The 19252-nt window shown below is 52.9% G+C and carries 16 protein-coding genes; 12 read left to right on the top strand and 4 right to left on the bottom strand.

Annotation, left to right across the window (positions count from 1 at the left end):
- Positions 1–7: 7 nt before the first annotated feature.
- Positions 8–1705, top strand: a complete 1698-nt coding sequence (locus NYE70_RS09555) for a hypothetical protein (RefSeq protein ID WP_341045792.1) — start codon at positions 8–10, stop codon at positions 1703–1705.
- 45 nt (positions 1706–1750) lie between these two features.
- Positions 1751–2416: a bifunctional 2-keto-4-hydroxyglutarate aldolase/2-keto-3-deoxy-6-phosphogluconate aldolase gene (locus tag NYE70_RS09550; RefSeq protein ID WP_211019934.1), complete on the top strand. Its 666-nt coding sequence runs from the start codon at positions 1751–1753 to the stop codon at positions 2414–2416.
- 79 nt (positions 2417–2495) lie between these two features.
- Here NYE70_RS09550 and NYE70_RS09545 read toward each other — a convergent pair whose 3' ends face one another.
- The 4 genes from NYE70_RS09545 to NYE70_RS09530 all read right to left on the bottom strand — a co-directional run bounded on the left by NYE70_RS09545 (position 2496) and on the right by NYE70_RS09530 (position 6530).
- Positions 2496–3599, bottom strand: coding sequence for a Gfo/Idh/MocA family protein (locus NYE70_RS09545; RefSeq protein WP_211019933.1), 1104 nt, complete (start codon positions 3597–3599; stop codon positions 2496–2498).
- Positions 3600–3615: 16 nt separating this feature from the next.
- Positions 3616–4359: a ThuA domain-containing protein gene (locus tag NYE70_RS09540; protein WP_341045790.1), complete on the bottom strand. Its 744-nt coding sequence runs from the start codon at positions 4357–4359 to the stop codon at positions 3616–3618.
- Positions 4360–4395: 36 nt separating this feature from the next.
- The gene (locus NYE70_RS09535; RefSeq protein WP_341045788.1) at positions 4396–5565 is read right to left on the bottom strand and encodes a Gfo/Idh/MocA family protein; all 1170 of its coding nucleotides are present in this window, start codon (positions 5563–5565) and stop codon (positions 4396–4398) included.
- Positions 5566–5702: 137 nt separating this feature from the next.
- Positions 5703–6530, bottom strand: a complete 828-nt coding sequence (locus NYE70_RS09530) for an AraC family transcriptional regulator (RefSeq protein ID WP_341045786.1) — start codon at positions 6528–6530, stop codon at positions 5703–5705.
- 190 nt (positions 6531–6720) lie between these two features.
- Here NYE70_RS09530 and NYE70_RS09525 point away from each other — a divergent pair, with 190 nt between their 5' ends.
- From NYE70_RS09525 to NYE70_RS09480, 10 genes are all read left to right on the top strand, one after another.
- Complete coding sequence (locus tag NYE70_RS09525; protein WP_290407916.1) at positions 6721–7776, top strand: ABC transporter ATP-binding protein; 1056 nt, start codon at positions 6721–6723, stop codon at positions 7774–7776.
- Entirely contained in the window at positions 7777–8583 is an 807-nt protein-coding gene (locus tag NYE70_RS09520; protein ID WP_244861665.1) for an ABC transporter permease, read from the top strand.
- A gap of 4 nt (positions 8584–8587) precedes the next feature.
- Entirely contained in the window at positions 8588–9409 is an 822-nt protein-coding gene (locus tag NYE70_RS09515) for an ABC transporter permease (protein WP_247681498.1), read from the top strand.
- A gap of 119 nt (positions 9410–9528) precedes the next feature.
- Positions 9529–10566 carry a LacI family DNA-binding transcriptional regulator gene (locus tag NYE70_RS09510; RefSeq protein WP_211020236.1) on the top strand — a complete coding sequence of 346 codons (1038 nt, stop codon included), beginning with the start codon at positions 9529–9531 and terminating at the stop codon, positions 10564–10566.
- Positions 10567–10843: 277 nt separating this feature from the next.
- Entirely contained in the window at positions 10844–12205 is a 1362-nt protein-coding gene (locus tag NYE70_RS09505) for an ABC transporter substrate-binding protein (RefSeq protein WP_290407918.1), read from the top strand.
- A 139-nt stretch (positions 12206–12344) separates the two neighbouring features.
- The gene (locus NYE70_RS09500) at positions 12345–15251 is read left to right on the top strand and encodes an extracellular solute-binding protein (protein ID WP_341047561.1); all 2907 of its coding nucleotides are present in this window, start codon (positions 12345–12347) and stop codon (positions 15249–15251) included.
- A gap of 12 nt (positions 15252–15263) precedes the next feature.
- A complete protein-coding gene (locus NYE70_RS09495) occupies positions 15264–16172 on the top strand; it encodes a carbohydrate ABC transporter permease (protein WP_211019927.1) in 909 nt (302 codons plus the stop codon).
- Between the two features lie 20 nt (positions 16173–16192).
- The gene (locus tag NYE70_RS09490; protein WP_211020235.1) at positions 16193–17095 is read left to right on the top strand and encodes a carbohydrate ABC transporter permease; all 903 of its coding nucleotides are present in this window, start codon (positions 16193–16195) and stop codon (positions 17093–17095) included.
- Between the two features lie 13 nt (positions 17096–17108).
- On the top strand, positions 17109–18635 hold the full coding sequence (locus NYE70_RS09485; RefSeq protein WP_341045781.1) for an NHL repeat-containing protein: 1527 nt from the start codon (positions 17109–17111) through the stop codon (positions 18633–18635).
- A complete protein-coding gene (locus tag NYE70_RS09480; RefSeq protein ID WP_211019925.1) occupies positions 18622–19242 on the top strand; it encodes a Yip1 family protein in 621 nt (206 codons plus the stop codon). The genes NYE70_RS09485 and NYE70_RS09480 overlap by 14 nt, the downstream gene beginning before the upstream one ends.
- Positions 19243–19252: the final 10 nt, after the last annotated feature.

Genomic DNA, 19252 nt, shown 5'->3' with positions numbered 1-19252 from the left:
GGATGAAATGAAGAAAAGGAAAGGGGAGAAAATGAACGGTTACACCACAAGAATGAATGAGATCGTTCGGTCTGTAGCGGAACAAGCATGGAGAGAGCCCTTGCTTACCAGCGGGTTATGGTTTCATGGGGACGTGCGCAATAACTTTTACTATGCTTCCTACCTGTTCGCCGCTTCGACAGATCCGCTATATGAAGAAGAACTGCCATTTGACCGGCAGGAAGCCAAGCGGTTGGCGGAGCATGTCCTGGTCCGGGTGCTCCGGCTTCAACAGAGGGATCCGGACCGTCCGATGTACGGCCATTGGCCGCTGAATTTGGACCCGGTACCGGAAAAGGCGGCCCCGCATGAGCTGCCGGTGGAATTGATGGGCAGCCTGATGGCTTATTTCCACCGCAAGTACGAACGGCAGATGAGCGGACATCTTGCGGGGGAGTTTGAGACTGCGCTGGGTCATGTTTATCGCGGAGGATTTTATCGCCGGCCACTTACCGTCTGCAATCATCATGAGGCCAAATACACAGCGGCGAAGCTGATTTTCGGACAGCTTTATGGCGACGAGGAGCTTCTGGAGGACGGTAAAAACTGTTTGGCCTCGACCTTGGAGCGCCTTCGCAAGGAAGGTATGGCCGAGTATGGATGCCTGCCTTGGTTCTGGCACTGGATTCAGGCTTTCACCTGCGCTTTGGAATTTGCTACCGATCCGCAGGTAAAGCGCGACCTTGGGGAACTGCTGGACGAATTGTGGACGCTGCGAGCCTCCTATTATTTGAAGGGAGCTTGGGTGGGAGCCCATTCGAGAGGATGGCCGCATGATGCTCCAAGCGATGCCAATGTCCTCCATGATTATGTCCAGTTTGGCGATTTTGAGCTTCCGGCAGACATGCCCCGGACGGAATATGCCGGTTTTCTGTTCCGGGAAGCGCCGGAAAGAGCAAGAAGTCTGGCATTAAACCGGACGGAGCCGGCGGAGGTGAGCCGGGCACTTTGGAAAGTCACGGACGAAGGATTTCGGCAGCTTCACTCCTATGCTTACGTGACGAAGCATTATGCCGCCGGCGGCCTATGGGAGCGTGTCCGGGAATTCGACAACGAGCAGGTGCGCTGGATGTTCAGTCTTCCGGTCCGCCGGGACGGTCAGGGAAATCAGCTCTATTTTTTCCATCCGGGCGAAGGGTATGATCCTTCCGGGCGGAATCCGCGCCATCAAAGTCCGTGGATGGAAGTCCTCTACCGTAAAAATGTGGTAATATCATTGTATCCGCTTCCAGCCGAAGCCATTGAACAGGATGCTCCGGAAGGTAATGAAGTTGTCGGTGTCTTGCCTGAAGGCGAATGGATTTACGAAGCGGAAGCGTTATTCGGAAAAGTGGACGAGGTGCTGTTTGCCGTTTATTTGAACGGAAGCTACGAAATCCGTCCGATGTCCGGGTACAACCTTGCTGTTTGCCGCGGTTCCCGGATCGGCGTTGTCGTCGAGGCCGTCTCCCTAGAGGACGTCAAGACTAAAGGAATCAACAGCTTGACGGATTTTGCGGCGTTGATGGCGGGACGAACTCCCGTTTTTGCCGATGAAGGGGGACTAACCGTTGAATATACGGGACTCCTTCATGAAGAGAACCTTCGCTTAGCGAAGTTGGCGGAAGGAAAGGCGGAGTCCAGCGTCAACGGAACCGAAATTACATTTCAGCAATATACCGTGTGAATCATTTCAATCATCCAACCATCCTATGAGGAAAGAGGAGTCCATATGAAAAAATTACAGTTGGTGCAGAAAATCGCCGAGGAAGGTGTCGTTGCCGTGCTGCGCGGCGAAACGCCCGAGCAAGTGGTAGAGATGGCTGAACAGGCGATTGCCGGCGGCATTAAAGTGATCGAAGTGACGATGACCGTGCCTTTCGCGCTGCGGGCCATTGAGATGCTATCCGCCAAATATTCGTGGGATTCGAAAGATCCCGCCAGCTACGCCATCATCGGCGTAGGAACGGTGCTTGATCCCGAGACCGCTCGGGCGGCGATTCTAAGCGGTGCGCAATTCGTCGTAGGTCCTTGTCTCAACCGGGATACCGTCATGCTCTGCAACCGTTACCGGATCCCGGTCATGCCGGGAGTTATGACCATCAAGGAAATTCAGGAAGCGCTGGAGCTCGGAGCGGATATCGTCAAGCTGTTCCCGGGCAACCTCTACGATCCGTCCATGATCAAAGCGATCAAGGGGCCGTTGCCGCAGGCCAACATTATGCCGACCGGCGGCGTGTCGCTGGACAATCTCGGCGATTGGATCAAGGCCGGCGCGGTTGCCGTAGGCATCGGCTCGGACCTGACGAATGAGGCATTGAAGCAAAAGGATTTCTCCATCATCGCTCAAAAGGCGGCTGCTTATAAAGAGGCGTATTTGCAGGCCAAAGCCCGCTAATGTCAGCGCAAATTCAAAAAAGACGGTTGAAGCCATCGGCTTCACCGTCTTTTTATTGTATTCGCACCGATCCCCTTTATTAATCCAGCGTGTACGGCTTAAGGCCTGCCGGAAGCGCAGCAGGGCGCGTACATCGGCTCTTCATTTCATGATAGTGACCGGAATCGGAAGAATGATGAAACGCCCACATGGCTTCAAGCACATGGTAAGCGAGCTCGCCATTTGCCCGGTGCTTGCGGCCGTGCAGCAGCGCGTACGCCATATCGGCGGGGCCGATGCCGCGGCTGTTGTCCTCGTAGCCCGGCAGCAGCGGCTGCTCGGTCCAGTCCGCTTCGCCGGTCCGGCGATATTTGACCGGCCCGCCGAACGTGTTCGGATCCGGCACCAGCAGCGAACCTTCGGTGCCGTGGATCTCGATCGGCGGCAGGCTGCTGCCGCCGAAAATGTCGAAGCTGGTGATCAGGCTGGCGATCGCCCCGCTTTCGAACTCCAGCGTTCCGGCGACATGCGTCGGAACTTCAACGGGAACCCGCGAGCCGTACTTTTTCTCGCTGGTGATGGTCCGCTCCGGCAAAGCCTTGCCGGTGATGCCGGCAATTCGGGCGATAGGCCCGAGCAATTGCACGAGTGCGGTCAAATAGTAGGGGCCCATATCAAACATGGGGCCGCCGCCCGGCGCGTAGTAGAACTCGGGATCGGGGTGCCAATGCTCGTGGCCCCGGCTCATCATAAACGCCGTGGCCGAGACCGGACGCCCGATTACGCCGTCTTCGATCAGCCCGAGCGCGGTCTGAATGCCGGCTCCGAAGAATGTTTCGGGCGCGCTCCCTACCAACAGGCCTCTGGCCTGAGCTTCCTCCAATACCTGCCGTCCTTCCTCGAGGGAGACAGTTAGCGGCTTTTCCACATACACATGCTTACCGGCCCGCAGCGCCTGCAAGCTGACTTCGGCGTGCACGGCAGGGATCGTCAGGTTGATGACGATGCCGATCTCCGGATCGGCTAACAGTTCCTCGGTGGTACAAGCGCGGGGGATGCCGTACAGTGCCGCTTGCTCCCGGGCCCGGTTCAAATCCAGGTCCGCGCAGGCCACGAGATCCAGCACCTCGAATTTAGGACAATTTTCCATATAGATGCCGCTGATTTTTCCGCAGCCGATAATACCAACTTTGATTTTCTCCATAACCGGTTCCATCCCTTTATGCGTCATATTGGCTGTCGCCCATCCCGCTGTAGCTGAACCCGCCGACGGATGAGTCTTTCCCTTGCTGTGACATAGCGCGTTGTTTGCCATCTGCAGCCCATAACATGCCTCGTGTCATGAGCTCCTTGACCGTCGGCAGAGCAACGATATCTGCGTGATGGCCGAGCGAGTTGTAGTACACGCGTCCGTGGCCCCAGCGTTTCGTCCACACGACCGGCATATCGACCGCTTTGTTGAACCGGTGAGGGCCGTCGACGACCGGAAAGCGGGTCGTGGCAAGTACTTCGACTGCGGGGTCGACATGCAGATAATACTGCTCGGTCTTCACGGCAAAATCTTCGATGCCGTCGACCAGCGGGCTGGAGCTTTGTTTGATTTCCACCTGGTAATCCACTCCGTCGTTTCCAGGATGAGCTACCCATTGTCCGCCTGTCATGAACTGCCAGTCCACATTGTTACGGAACGAATCGCACATGCCTCCATGACAACCGGCGAGACCGGTCCCAGCCTGTACGGCTGCCGACACATTATTGACAAGCTCCTGCGAAATTTCACCCATCGTCCAGACCGGAACGATCAAATCCAGGCCTAGCAATTTTTCGGCATCCGCATAAGCTTCCAGCGTGTCCGAGACTTCAACGTCAAAGCGGTGCTCCCGCAGAACCCCGGCGAAAATATCCGCCACCTGCTCCGGTTCGTGGCCGTCCCAGCCTCCCCAGACGATTAACGCTTTTTTCATGATGATCGGGTCTCCTTCATATATCGGATTTCATTCTTATTCCATCTCTGATAAGTCCACCCAACGGCGTTCGCTCACCGAGCGTTCCACCGCCTCCAGCACGGCCTGACATTTCACGCCATCGCGGAAATTCGGTTCAGGCTGGCGGCCTTCCGATATCGCTGCTCCGAGTTCCAGCACCTCGTGGATAAAGGTGTGCTCAAAACCGATCGTATGTCCTGGCGGCCACCAGGCTTCCGCGTAGGCGTGAGCGGGGTCCGTCGCCAGAACGCGCCGGAATCCCTGCACGTCTTCGTCGTCCGAGGTGAAATAGACTTCGAGCTCATTCATCCGTTCGAAATCGAACTTGACGCTGCCGAGGCTTCCGTTGATCTCGAACGAATTGGTTGAGCGATGTCCGGCGGCAAACCTCGTCGCTTCGAAGCTGCCGAGCGCCCCGTTCTCGAACCGGGCCAGGAACAGGGTGGCATCGTCTACCGTTACCGGTCCTTTGGGGGCGTCGTTACCCTTGCCGCCCTTGGCGCTGAGTCCGGTCATCTCGTCGGCAAGCGGCCGTTCCTTGATAAAGGTCTCGCTCATGCCGATCACCTCGCGAATGTCGCCGACGAGATAGTGGGCAAGATCGATAAGATGCGCTCCAAGGTCGCCGTGTGAACCGGAACCTGCGATCTCTTTTTGCAGCCGCCATACCAGCGGGAATTCCGGGTCAAGAATCCAGTCCTGGAGGAACCAGGCTCTGAAATGATAGATTTGCCCCAAGCGGCCGCTTTCGACCAGCTTTTTGACCAACTGGACCGCCGGCGAAAACCGGTAGTTAAACCCAACCATATGACGTACGCCAGCTTCCTCAGCCGCTTGCAGCATTTCACGGGAATCATTCAATGTAAGCGCTAACGGTTTTTCGCAAAAAATGTGCTTCCCCGCCTTGGCCGCAGCCAGTGCGATCTCTTTGTGGACGTCGCTGGGCGCATTGATGTCGATCAGGTCGATGTCGTCCCGGGCAACAAGCTCCTTCCAGTCCGTGACGTATTCTCTCCAGCCCAATTGCTCGGCCGCAAGACTGACGGCTTTCTCGTCTCTGCCGCACAGCACCGACATTTCGGGCTTCAGGGCTTCAGGAAAAAACATGGGCAGCGTGCGATAGGCATTGCTGTGGGCTTTTCCCATAAACTTATAACCGACCATTCCGACGCGTAGTTGCTTCATAGAATAGAATCCCTCCATCAAAGATTTCAAATTTGAAATGATGAATGTAAGTCCATTATAGAAAGAAGCCAGCGAAATCTCTCGCCAGTTTATGCCGTTATATAGTCAAAAAATGCACTTTTTGTCTCGGAGATCATTTATTTCTTCCCTCTGCGAACCTCGGAAGGCGGGCAGCCCTGAAGCTCCCGATATACCCGGTTAAAGGTGCGGACACTGCCAAAACCGCAGTCCAATGCGATATCCGTAATGCTGGCATCACTGATTTCCAGCCGTCTCGTAGCGTTCAGTACTCTAATGGTATTGAGGTAGGTTCTGAAGTTCATACCGATCGATTTTTTAAACATGCGACAAAAATAGGACGGCTCCATTCCGAACTGGACGCACATCGCTTCGACAGAAAGATCCTCTTGATAATGCTCTTCAATGAACGACAATATCCGCTGGATTCTTATTTTCCTGGTGGCGATTCGTTCTTGCGATTCCCGCTCCAGGGCATGAACAGGGAGGTGTCTTTGCAGTATGGCGCACAGTTCCAACAAGCTCGCTTGAATGAGCAGCCGGTGCCCGGGCTTGCCTTCCTTTTTCTCTCGCAGAATACGATTCAGTATCGCCTTCACCGTGTGCAGTCCGGGCTGATCGGCGGGAATAAAGGGAGATTCAAAACGAAAATCGCCGGGCCAACTCACGGATTTTCCGACCAACTCCGGGTGAAAAATGACAACGATCATGTTGGAGGAAAGATCCTTGCTATCAAAGTAATGAATGTCGTTGCTGCCGAAAATAGCCATATCGCCCTGCTTCAGCAGGCGCTTATCCTCATTTGCTCCAACCAGAATGCTGCCCGACTCCACGTAGACGAATTCGACCTCGGCATGAAAATGGGGATAAAAGGAGAGATCGGTGCTTTGGTGGATCACCATAGGCAGCTCCTGATCGAGTTTCCAGTTCTGATAAAAAGATTTCATAAGGCGGCTCCCTTACTGCGGGTTTTCCCCACATCATAGCGGGAAGTGCAATTTTTGTCTAATTCATGCCGATTTAATATTCTAAGAAATCTAGTGATAGATTTCCTAATTAATGGGGTAGGAAGCAGGAATATTTTGCTATATAGTTATTTAGATTAAGAAAATTCATACGGGGAGGAAGTGGACAGCCTTGAGCTTAATCGAGACAAAGGGACTGCAAAAAGTGTTTCGCCAGGCGGTAAAAGATCCCGGATTGGCCGGCGCGGTAAAACATTTATTTACCCAACGTTATAGAGACAAGTATGCAGTGGAAGGGATTGACCTGAAGATCGAGGAAGGGGAGACGGTAGCGTACGTCGGCCCGAACGGAGCGGGAAAATCGACAACGATTAAAATGCTGAGCGGGGTATTGGTACCTTCCGGCGGAGAGATCATCGTTGACGGACGGGTTCCTTACAAGCAGAGGATGGAGAACGCCCAGCGGATCGGTGCAGTATTTGGCCAGCGGACGCAGTTATGGTGGGATATCCCGGTCCGGGAATCGCTCAGCTTGCTAAGAGATATTTATCAGGTGCCGACGGACCGGTTCAAGAAAAACTTGGATGTCTTCACGGAACTGCTAGGCATGGATTCGTTCCTGCATTTATCGGCCCGGAAACTCTCGCTCGGGCAACGCATGCGGGCCGACCTGGCCGCAGCGCTGCTGCACGATCCGAAGATCGTCTACCTTGACGAGCCTACGATCGGGCTGGACGTTGCGGTAAAGCACCGGATCCGCGATTTTATCAAGGAAATGAACCGGAGCAAGGGGACGACGATGCTGCTGACCACGCATGATCTCGGGGATATCGAGGATCTGTGCGAGCGGCTGGTCATTATCGATCAGGGCCGGATCATTTATGACGGCAAGCTTCAGGAGGTCAAGGACGAGTTTGCCAGAGAACGGACAATACATATGCAATTAAGTTCGCCGATCCCGGATGCGGAAGAGTTGTTCCGCGGGTTGCCGGAAATCCAGGTGAAACGGACCGGAAATTCGCTAGGAGCTAGTTCGGATACGGATTTATCCATCCGTTTCGACCGCTTCCGCTGCACGGCCAGCGATATCGTCAAGCGGGTGATGAGCCGCGGAGAAGTGGTCGATTTCCGCATTGACGAGCCAAGCATCGAAGAGATCATCCGCCGCGTCTACGACGGCAAACTGGATTCAGCCGCCCTGTCCGCAGCGGGGAAGGGGAGTGCCTGATTGATCGCACCGGCCTTCAAAAAATATGTTTCTTTGGCGCGTTGCTCCATGCAGAACACGCTTGCTTACCGGCTCTCATTTATACTGAATTTCCTCGCTAGCTTTATCGGGCTGATCGCCATGTATTGTCTCTGGCAAGCCATATACACGGGCCAGGATCAGCTTTCGGGCTTCACCTGGAGTCAGATGCAGGCCTACCTGCTGGTGACCTTTTTCGTCAATTCCATGCTCTCCTATTATTCGGAGTCCAGCATTACGAGCAAAATCATCGACGGCAGCGTCATGATGGACCTGCTGCGCCCGATCCAGTTCCAGAAGGCCCGGCTGGCCGAGACGCTCGGCTCCTGCGTGCTGGAGGGATTGCTCAGTTGCATTTTGATCGGGCTTGCGGCGATTTTCACGTTCGGTATTTCCTTGCCGCACGATGCAGGCACCCTTCTGTTGTTCGCGTTCAGCATCGTGTCCTCGATTCTGTTAAAGTTCAGCATCGTTTACTTGTCGGCCCTGCTTTGCTTCTGGACTACGAGCAGCTTCGGCATATACTGGGCTAGGACATCCATTACGAACCTGCTGTCGGGAGCGCTTGTGCCGCTGGCGTTTTTCCCGGGTTGGCTGCAATCGACCGCCATGGTGCTGCCGTTCCAAGGTATCGTCAATACGCCAGTCACCATCGGCCTCGGCATGACGGCGGGAACCGATGCGCTTCAACTGATCGCTATCCAATGGGTATGGATCGTTCTGCTCTGGCTGCTCGGCAAATGGATGTGGTCCCGGGCCGTCCGACAAATTACGATTCATGGGGGGTAACGGTATGGAGAGTAATATACGTGTGAAAAATTCGCCCCGGCGGATTTTGTATTTATACTGGCGTTTGTACAGCCAGCAGTTAAAAGCGATGATGGAATACTCCGCGGATTTTTATATTATGATCGGTGCCGCGGCGATGACCCAGATTACGGGGTTTTTGTTCCTGTGGGTCGTATTCTCCCGAATTCCGGATATTCAAGGCTGGGGACTTTGGGAGGTTGCTTTTATGTATGCCGCCATTTATGTGTCGGAGGGGGTAGGCTCACTGTTCTTCGAAGGGACTTGGCGGATGCTCCGGCTGGTCAATATGGGCGAACTGGACCGTTATCTGGTGCGGCCGGTTCCGATCGTGCTGCAAATTTTTTGTACGGGGATCGGCATGAACGGATTAGGAAATATTCTAATCGGCGGAAGCATTATCGCTATTTCTTTGTCCCATATCGACATCGCCTGGAACCTTCAGACCATCGTTATGGCCGTTTTGCTGTTTGCTTCCGCGATGACGATCCGGGTGGCTATCAATCTGGCGGCGAACTGCTCCGCCTTCTGGATCCGCAGCAGCGGGAACGCCTTCCCGATCATGGTCCATAATTTGGGCGAGTTCGCCAAATATCCGATCACGATTTTCTCGCTGGGCCTGCAGCTCTTTATTTCGATCATCGTGCCGTTTGCATTCGTCAGTTTCTTTCCGGCGGCCGCCATGTTCGGTAAGGAGCCTTGGAGCTATTGGGGCTGGTTCAGTCCGCTGGTAGCGGCCTATTTCGTCGGTCTGGCCTTGCTGATTCTGCGAATCGGCCTGCGGCGGTATGAGAGTGCGGGAAACTGATAGAAACATTGTGAAATCTGTATTTTGCTTTATGTTCCATCCATGTTATTATGGAATCAACCTAACGAAAGCTAACAGGCTTGCAGTTGGTGAATAAATATGTCGTCAAGTAGGTTGATATAATGAAAAAAGTAACTATACAAGAAATCGCAGATTTTTCCGGTGTTTCCAAGTTTGCCGTTTCACGCGCGCTCTCGGGGAAGTCGGGAGTCAGTGCCCAGACGAGAGAGATGATTTTGAAGGCCGCGGGTCAGCTTGGATACTTTAAGGATACAGGCAAATCGGTCATGCTCCAAAGCTCTCCGACCTACACGGAAGGGGAAGCCCATTCCGGCGCTATTCTTGTGCTGTTTCCCAATGTCCGCTACCAGGACGCGGATTCACTTTATTGGGGACCGGTTTTTAACGGAATCTCCGCGCGACTGAATCAGAGAGGGGCGGATATTCTTACGCTCACGGAGCCTTCCGGCGAGCATATGTTTTCCTTGCTCAACCCGAAGGCTATCGGCGGTATCGTCACGATCGGAGCCGTATCGACACAGATTTTGCTAGACATCAAAAAGCTGGAAATTCCCGTAGTTATGGTGGATCATCAGGATCCGGCCTTTCAGGCGGATGCCGTGTTTGCCGATAATTTTCACTGTATGAGGGAAATGATGGTCAAACTGATCAGCAAAGGATATAAGAACTTTCAGTTTGTCGGGCTTATCGGATATGCTCAAAGCTTCTACGAACGCTGGATCGGATTCAAGTCGGTGCTTGATGATCATAACCTGAAACAGGAACAGATTGCCGAGCTGATTGGTCCAGAAATCGCGCATATCCACGAAGCGATTCCCAAGGTCGTGGCATCTTACGAATTACCCGAGGTATTTGTTTGCACGAATGACACGACAGCTCTATTTGTTATGGAAGCATTGCAAAAGCTGGGGATCGATGTTCCCGGCCATGTTCAGATCACCGGATTCGATAACACCGACGAATCATTGCCGTTACTTGCTACCGTGGATGTTAGCAAGGAGCTTCTCGGCATGCGTGCAGTAGACAAGCTTTTATGGCGTATGGCTAATCCTCAATCTAATTTCGAGAAGCTGCTCATCCAGGGAGAAGTTATTTTAAAAGATAATTCCGTATTTAACAAAGATCAAGAAATATAAGCAAAACTAAAATAGAAGAAAGCCCTAACGACATGTTGTCGTTGGGGCTTTCTTTTTATTCTCACGGACATGTTAGCATAAAATCACTTCTGTTATCATAATTATTTATTGACGAATTAGTTGGTTGGTTGTATATTATTTTCCAAACGGCAATAACAAAATGAGGTGATTATCAATAACTTGTTTTTATTATGTTATTTTTGTTATTCGTTTGGTTTGAAATGTAAGAGGGGTTTCATGAAGGTAGAATCTATAGAACAAATGGGAGGTTTTCACAATGAAGAAATTGAAAGGGCTTTCTTTGCTGTTGTTCTGCTTTGTTTTTCTGCTTTCCGCTTGCGGCGGCGGCAATAATACGTCACAGAGTCAGCCGGCGCCGTCTCCCGAATCAACCAACACGACTCCGCAGAATACGGCCGAGCCTGAACCGTCGGAGGAGCCTCCGGTCGATTTGGGCGGACGAATCATTAAGGTTGCGGCATGGTGGGATTTAAAGCCGGCCGGTGCAACCGCTGGCGACAAGGCGCGCCTTGAGAAGATTGCCGAGGTCGAAAAAAAATATAACTGCAAATTTGAATTCGTGAACATACCGTTTGAGGAATACATGAACAAATTTACGACGAGCGTTCTGGCCGGTGAGCCGTTCGCCGATATCGTGCAGATGGAATATAAATCGGCATTGCCTGCCATTTTGAAAGGGCAGCTCCTTCAGATCAGCGAGTTTACGACAGACAAAAACAATATTAACAACGAGGGCAATCTGCAAACCAAATACCCTGCGATTGCAGGCGGGGAGTATGCCTTCGACAATCCGATCTCCCTTGGGCCTGGGATCCACTATAACCGGGAATTGTTCAAAAAGCTGGGCCTTCCGGATCTTCAGGAGATCTACAGTAAAGGAGAATGGAACTGGGATAAATTTTTGGAAATCGCCAAACAGGCAACCAAGGATACGGACAATGACGGAAAAACCGATGTTTGGGGATTTTCCGGGTGGGCCATTGACGCTGTGAAGCATTTTACGGCGGCCAACGGCGGAGTGACCGTGGATTCCCAAAACGCAAAAGAAATGTTGTCCGATCCGCGTACCATTGAAGCTGCGGAATTCGTGAACCGTTTATATAATGTCGACAAAGTCGTTCGGGTTAAAACAGGCAATAAAACAAATTGGGAAGAAACAAACACGTTTAAAGACGGCAATGTGGCGATGTTCCCTGCAGCGGAATGGATGCTCGGCGACTTGACCTTCGACATCGGGATCGTACCTTTCCCGAACGGGCCGCAAGGATCATCGGAACAAACCTATGCGAATACATCAGCATCCGCCAAATTCATCCCTAAAGGCGTGAAGGATGCGGCCGCCGTATACCAAGCTTATGAAGAAACGTTCGATTTCCCGCCGACCGAGGAATATCCGGGGCAGGATTATCTGGAAAGCATGTACGGCAATCAGGAAGACATCGATATGATTCTCCAGCACATTAAGGGAACAGGCGTCATTACCTTGGACGAAGCCTATCCGGATTATCCAACGAATACTTTTGTGGAAGACATTATCGTGAACAACCAATCCGTCACCGCTACAGCCGAAAAATACAAGCAGCAGGCGCAGGCATCCGTCGATAAACTCGGTAAATAAACGGTTCGCGTCGGCTAGCTGAATAGACAGGCAAGAAGGGGACGTAATGATTAATCGCGTCCCCTTCTTGTTCACACGGGTTGTGCGAGGAGGATGGACATTGACTGGGATACGGAAATGGAGAACAAGATGGGGCTGGATGCTCATCGCTGTTGCCGCCGTGGTGCTGATCTTATGGTTCTCCGGCAGTTTTGGCGGCGGGTCCGCCTCAAAGGGTAACAGTGAAATGGGATCAGAGCTCCCTGTGGTCAAGCTGGCCGCCGGGGTGAAGGGGAGTACGGCTGAACCTTCGTATGGTGAGTATTTAGCCGGGTTCGAAGGTAAGTCTCGTCCCGATCATGAAATAGTCATCGAAGCTGCGGACTATTCCCGCGAGGATGGAGCGGAAGTCAAGAAGCTCCAGGACTACGAAGGAAACAAGGGGATTTCGGTATATACCGGGGAACAGGGCGAACTTGAATGGAAGGTGAACATCCCTGAGGGAGGCCTCTATAATTTGTCCCTGCTTTACTATCCGGTCGAAGGTAAAAGCTCCTCCATCGAACGGCAGCTGAAAATCGACGGCGGCATCCCGTTTGAAGAAGCGGGTTACCTGCAATTTGACCGGATCTGGGACAACGAGAAGGCGGAGATCGAACAGGATAATCAGGGCAACGATCTCAGACCGAAACAGGCCGAACGGCCGGGTTGGCGGGAAGTTCTTCTGGAGGATTCCGACGGTTTTATTACGGAGCCGCTGCAGTTTTATTTAGAAAAGGGAGAGCATACGTTGACGCTGTCCGCATCCAGGGAGCCGATGGTTATTCGCAGCTTAAAGCTGTTCAGATATACGGAGGCACTCCCGTATGAACAGGTGTCGCAGCGGTACCAAGCAGAAGGATTAAAAGAAACCGAAGGACAGCTGGTGATCGTTCAAGGGGAAGCCGCGACGGCGAAATCCTCTCCGACCCTGTATCCGTTAAGCGAACGTTCAAGTCCGAGTGTAAGCCCTTACAATGCTTCCAAGGTCCGGATTAATACGATCGGCGGCTATAACTGGCGGCTGCCCGGGCAATGGATCGAGTGGGAGATCGACGTTCCTGAAACGGGGCTGTACCACATCGGATTCCGCACCCAACAAAATTTCGTGCGAGGGATTTACTCGACACGAAAGCTGACCATAGACGGACAAGTACCGTTCGAGGAGATGAACCGGGCGCCGTTTCGTTATAAGAGCGGCTACCGTATCGATGTCATGGGCGGGGACGATCCGTATTTGTTCAAGCTGGAAGAGGGCAAGCACGTGCTGCGTATGGAAGTGAGCTTGGGAGAATTTGCTTCTTTGATCCAGCAGGTCGAAGACAGCTTGCTTAATCTGAATGCGATGTACCGCAAAATATTGATGATTACCGGCACCAAACCGGACGAATTCCGCGATTATCGCGTAGAACAGCGAATTCCCGAACTGCTGGAGCTGTTTCAGGCGGAAAGCGAACGGCTGCGCGCGATTGCCGACAGGCTGGTGGAGTTGTCCGGACAGTCGAGCGATCAGGAAGCCTTGCTCAATACGATGGCGGTGCAATTGGATGAGATGGTGAAGGACCCGGATACGATACCGCGGAGACTGGCGGCTTACAAAACAAATACCGGGGGCTTAGGCACCTGGTTGCAGCAAGCAAGGGAACAGCCGCTGGAAATCGACGAGATTTACATTGCGTCGCCGGGAAAGAAACTGCCGGGCGGCGGAATGAGCGCAGGGGACAAAATCGTCCATGAATTATCAACCTTCGGCGCATCGTTCTTCATTGATTACAACCAAATCGGCAACGTGTCGGCCAAGAAAGATCAAAGGTCGGTAACGGTATGGATCGGCAGCGGCCGGGACCAGGCGAATGCGATTAAAGCGATGATTGATGAAACGTTCACGCCGGAGACTGGGATTAATGTCAATTTGAAGCTGGTCAATATGGGAACGATTCTGCCGGCGACGCTGGCCGGTCAAGGGCCTGACGTCGCGATGCAAATCGGCAATGACCTGCCCGTCAATTTCGCGATGCGGAACGCGGCAGCCGACCTGACGCAGCTAAGCGGTTACGACGAAGTGGCCGCCCGCTTCCGGGAAAGCGCGATCGTACCTTATGAATATCGCGGCGGGGTATATGCGCTGCCGGAAACGCAGACGTTCAACATGTTGTTTTACCGCAAGGATGTGCTGGCCGAGCTTGGACTCGAAGTACCGGAAACCTGGGACGATGTCGCGAACCTGCTGGCCGTGTTGAACAAAAACCATATGGCCTTCGGTCTGCCGGTCGTAGCTCAGGCGCCGAACCAGTGGACGACATTACCGCCTAATTCGATGTATGCCACCTTGCTGATGCAAAACGGCGGGCAGTTCTATAGGAATAACGACACGGAATCGGATCTCGATTCCAAAACAGGGATAGAAGCTTTCAAGCAATGGACTGAATATTACACCGATTACAAGCTGGAGCGGGAATACGATTTCCCGAATCGGTTCCGTACCGGGCAGATGCCGATCGGAATCGCGGACTACACCACCTATAACCAGTTGTCCGTCTTCGCTCCGGAAATTCGCGGGTTATGGGGCTTCGCTCCGGTACCGGGAACGGCACAAGAAGACGGCAGCGTGGACCGCACGGTCCCTTCGGGAGGTAGCGGGGTGTTAATGCTGGAGAACGCCAAGGATAAAGAAGCCGCTTGGGAATTTCTGAAATGGTGGACGAGTGACGAGACGCAAACGAGCTTCGGCCGGGAGATGGAAGGGCTGATGGGAGCGGCCGCCCGTTATCCGACCGCCAACATCAAAGCGCTCGAACAACTGCCTTGGCCCGTGGAGGATTACAAGAACCTGGAAGAGCAGTTCAAATGGGTAGAAGGCATTCCGGAAGTGCCCGGCGGGTACTCCACGGGAAGAAATCTGTTTAACGCGTTTTACAGGTCGGTGATCAGCGGGGTCGAGCCCCGGGAAGCGATTATGGATTCCGTCCAGTATATCCACGACGAAATCCGCAACAAGCAAGAAGAATTCGGCCAGCCGCAGAAGTAGGGGGGAAGCAAGATGCACAATACCTGGTGGGCCATGAAGTGGCACGAGATCAAAGCCAGCAAGCATTCCTACATTCTGCTGGCGCCTTACATGATTTTGTTCATGCTGTTTACGGTGCTTCCGGTTCTTATATCCATTATTCTGAGCTTTACTTATTTCAACATGTTGGAATTTCCGCGTTTTGTAGGATGGCAAAATTACACCCGTCTGTTTCTGGAAGACGACATCTTCCTAACCGCGATGAAAAACACGCTTCTGTTCGCGGCGATCACAGGGCCCGTCAGTTACCTGGCCTGTTTCGTGTTCGCCTGGATCATCAACGAGCTTAGTCCGAAGCTGAGGGCGTTTCTGACACTGGTTTTTTACGCTCCGTCCATTTCGGGCAACGTCTATTTTATTTGGCTGATGATCTTCTCGGGAGACCGTTACGGGATCGCCAACGGGCTTTTGATCAAGCTGGGCTTCATCCTGGAGCCGATTCAATGGCTCAAAACGGAAGCCTACATCTTGCCGATTATTATTCTCGTCCAGTTGTGGCTCAGCTTGGGAACCGGGTTCCTCGCATTCATCGCCGGGCTGCAAACGGTAGACAAAACGCTGTATGAGGCAGGCGCAGTTGACGGCATTCGCAACCGCTGGCAGGAGCTGTGGCATATTACGCTCCCATCCATGCGGCCGCAGCTGATGTTCGGCGCTGTGATTCAGCTCACGACCTCGTTTGCCGTCGCCGATGTTTCAATCGCGCTGGCCGGCTTCCCGAGCGTCAACTACGCGGCCGAGACGATTGTTACTCACCTGATCGACTACGGGACGACCCGGTTTGAAATGGGCTTTGCGTCCGCGATCGCGACCGTGCTGTTCATTATTATGGTCGGAACGAACCTGATCGTCCAAAAACTTCTGCAAAAGGTGGGTGAGTAAACGTGAAGGTAGAAACGAAAATGACCGGCACAAGAGCGCTGAGCCGTCCGTTTCCGCTCAAGTTCAAATTGCGGCTGGGGAAGAAGCGGGTCAACCGTTCATTTGCCGGAACTTTCTTTCTGTTCCTGCTGCTCTCGGTGTTCGGCGCATTCATGGCGCTCCCGCTCGTTTATGCGATCAATAACGCATTCAAGCCGCTCGATGAAATCTTTCTGTTTCCTCCGACGCTGTTTGTCCGCAACCCGACATGGAACAACTTTCTCGACCTGATGAACCTGCTGGGTCAGTCCTGGGTCCCGTTTTCCCGCTATATCTTCAATACAGTATTCATTACCGGCGCCGGAATTCTCGGCCATGTCATTCTTGCATCGGCTGCGGCCTATCCGCTGGCCAAGCATAAATTTCCCGGCAAATCGATTCTGTTCACGATCGTAGTGCTGTCGCTTATGTTTACTCCGGTCGTAACACAGACGCCAAACTACATGATCCTATCGTGGCTCGGCATGATCGATACGTATTGGGCGGTCATCGTTCCGGCATTTGCCTTCTCACTCGGCTTGTATTTAATGAAGCAGTTCATGGAGCAAATTCCGGATGCGCTGCTGGAGGCGGCCAAAATCGACGGTGCCAGCGAATACCGCATATTTTGGTCGGTGGTCATGCCAAACGTCAAACCGGCGTGGCTGACCCTGATTATTCTGTTGTTCCAGATGCTGTGGGGAAGCGACGGAAACGGATTCATTTACAGCGAGCAGCTCAAATCGCTTCATTACGCTGCCAACCAGATTATTCTGGGCGGGATCGCCCGAGCCGGAGCGGGTGCGGCGGTGGCACTCATCCTGATGAGCGTTCCAATCACCCTGTTCGTGTTCGCGCAAAGCCGGATCATCGAAACGATGGCTACGTCGGGCATGAAGGATTAAGGGAGGGGAGTTCATGACAGCAAAAAAATGGATTATTTGCGCCGCAGCGATCTCCCTGATACTGACTTCCGTGATGCCGGGTGCTTCTTCACGGGCTTCTGCCGCACCCGAGTCCACCGCAACCGCCAGTACACCGGCGGTCCCGATCATCGGGTCATCCGCCCAGGCTCCTTACGAGAGCTACAATTATAACTTCTGGGAGGAAGCGACACCGATGCCTGCGGCCTACCTGCCCGAACGATACATTACAGGCAGGGAGCTCGGGGTCGGCGATTTTCTGGAACCGGCCGATATGCATATCTCTAAATCCGGCACGGTGTATGTGCTGGATACCGGCAATCAGCGGATCGTGCAGTTCCGTGAAGACGGGACGGAGGTTAAGGTCATTTCTTCTTTTAATAATGAAGGTACAGAGGATGGGTTCTCTAATCCTTCCGGCATTTTTACGGATCACGAAGAACAAATTTATGTGGCGGATACGGGCAACAAGCGGATTGTTATTTTAAGCCCGGGAGGAGAGCTTGTTCGGATCATTCAAAATCCGCAGTCGGATGTTCTTCCGGCGGGCTTTCAGTTTCAGCCGCTCAAGGTGACGGTCGACGAGGCGAAGCGGGTGTTTGTCGTAGCTAACGGTGTCTATGAAGGCATCATGCAATTTGACGAAAAAGGAACGTTCATCGGCTACGTGGGGACGATCAAGGTCAAGCGGAATTATGTCGATTATTTTTGGCGGCTCGTCTCCACCAAAGCGCAGCGGGCGCAGATGGCTTTGTTCGTACCGACGGAATTCTCCAACCAGGATATCGATCATAAAGGCTTCGTATACGCGACCAATATCGATGTTGGGTCCAAGGAGCCGATCAAACGGCTGAATCCGTCCGGCGAGGACGTGTTGAAGCGGTATGGCTATTACGATGTTTCGGGCGATATTTATTACCGGAGAACGACCGGGCCTTCCAAATTCGTCGACATCAAAGTGTTGGGTGAAGGCATGTACAGCGCGCTCGACTCCACGCAAGGCCGGGTGTTCACTTATGACGAATCCGGAAATCTCCTATATATTTTCGGAGGGCTCGGCAATCAGCTCGGGATGTTCAAAACGCCGGTTGCCGTCGAGCATATTGGAGAAAGGCAGCTTGTGCTTGACCGGGGCAAAGGCAATATCGTCGTGTTTGTGCCGACGGAATTCGGGTCCAATGTGAACCGGGCGGTCCGGCTCCATTACCAGGGCGAGGATACCGAAGCGGAAGACTATTGGAACCGGGTTCTTGAACTGAATTCGAATTATGACATCGCTTACACCGGGATCGGCAAAGCCAAGCTGATGCGCAAGGAGAATAAGGAAGCCCTTGCCTACTTCAAGCTTGGCATGGACCGGAAAAACTACTCCGTTGCCTACAAAAGATACCGCAGAGAAGTGATGAAGGAGCATTTCGGCACGGTACTGACACTGCTATTGGCAGCCGCAGCCGCCTTTGTCGTATATAAAGCAGCGAGACACTGGAAGCAAAGGAGGGAGAGTGGCCATGAAGCGGGATGATTTTAAATTTCCTCTCCATGTCATCGTTCATCCGTTCGACGGGTTTTGGGATATGAAATATGAACAAAAGGGCAGGCTGCGTGTGGCGATGATCATCCTGTTTCTGCTTGTGGTCGCCATGATTTTGCAGAAGCAGTTTGCCGGGTTTCTGGTGAACTTCAACGATCCTCGGCGGCTGAACAGCATAAGCGAGCTCGTTTTTGTCCTGTTCCCGTTCCTGCTCTGGAGCATCGCCAACTGGTCGGTCACGACGCTAATGGGTGGCGAGGGAAGATTCAAGGACATCGTGATGGCGACCTCTTACGCGCTTGTTCCGATGGTTCTGATTTACCCGCCGATGACGCTGGTAAGCCGGTTTATGGTACAGGAGGAAACATCCTTTTACTACTTGCTGAATACGGTTGCCGTCCTCTGGTTTCTCGGTCTCCTGTTCGTCGGCATCATGACCGTTCATCAATTTACGCCCGCCAAGACAGTGCTGACATGTGTATTAACCGTAATCGTCATGGGCATCATCGTCTTCCTGGGAACGCTCATTTTCAGCATGCTACAGCAAATTTACGATTTTCTTCTCAATATTTACAGAGAGCTTATTTTTCGGGTATAGGAGGCGGGCA

It is taken from the genome of Paenibacillus sp. FSL R5-0407 (assembly GCF_038009185.1).
GTDB classification, from domain to species: Bacteria; Bacillota; Bacilli; order Paenibacillales; family Paenibacillaceae; genus Fontibacillus; species Fontibacillus vini.
Note: the sequence above shows the minus strand (reverse complement) of the source record. Positions and strands in the feature narration are given on the sequence as shown.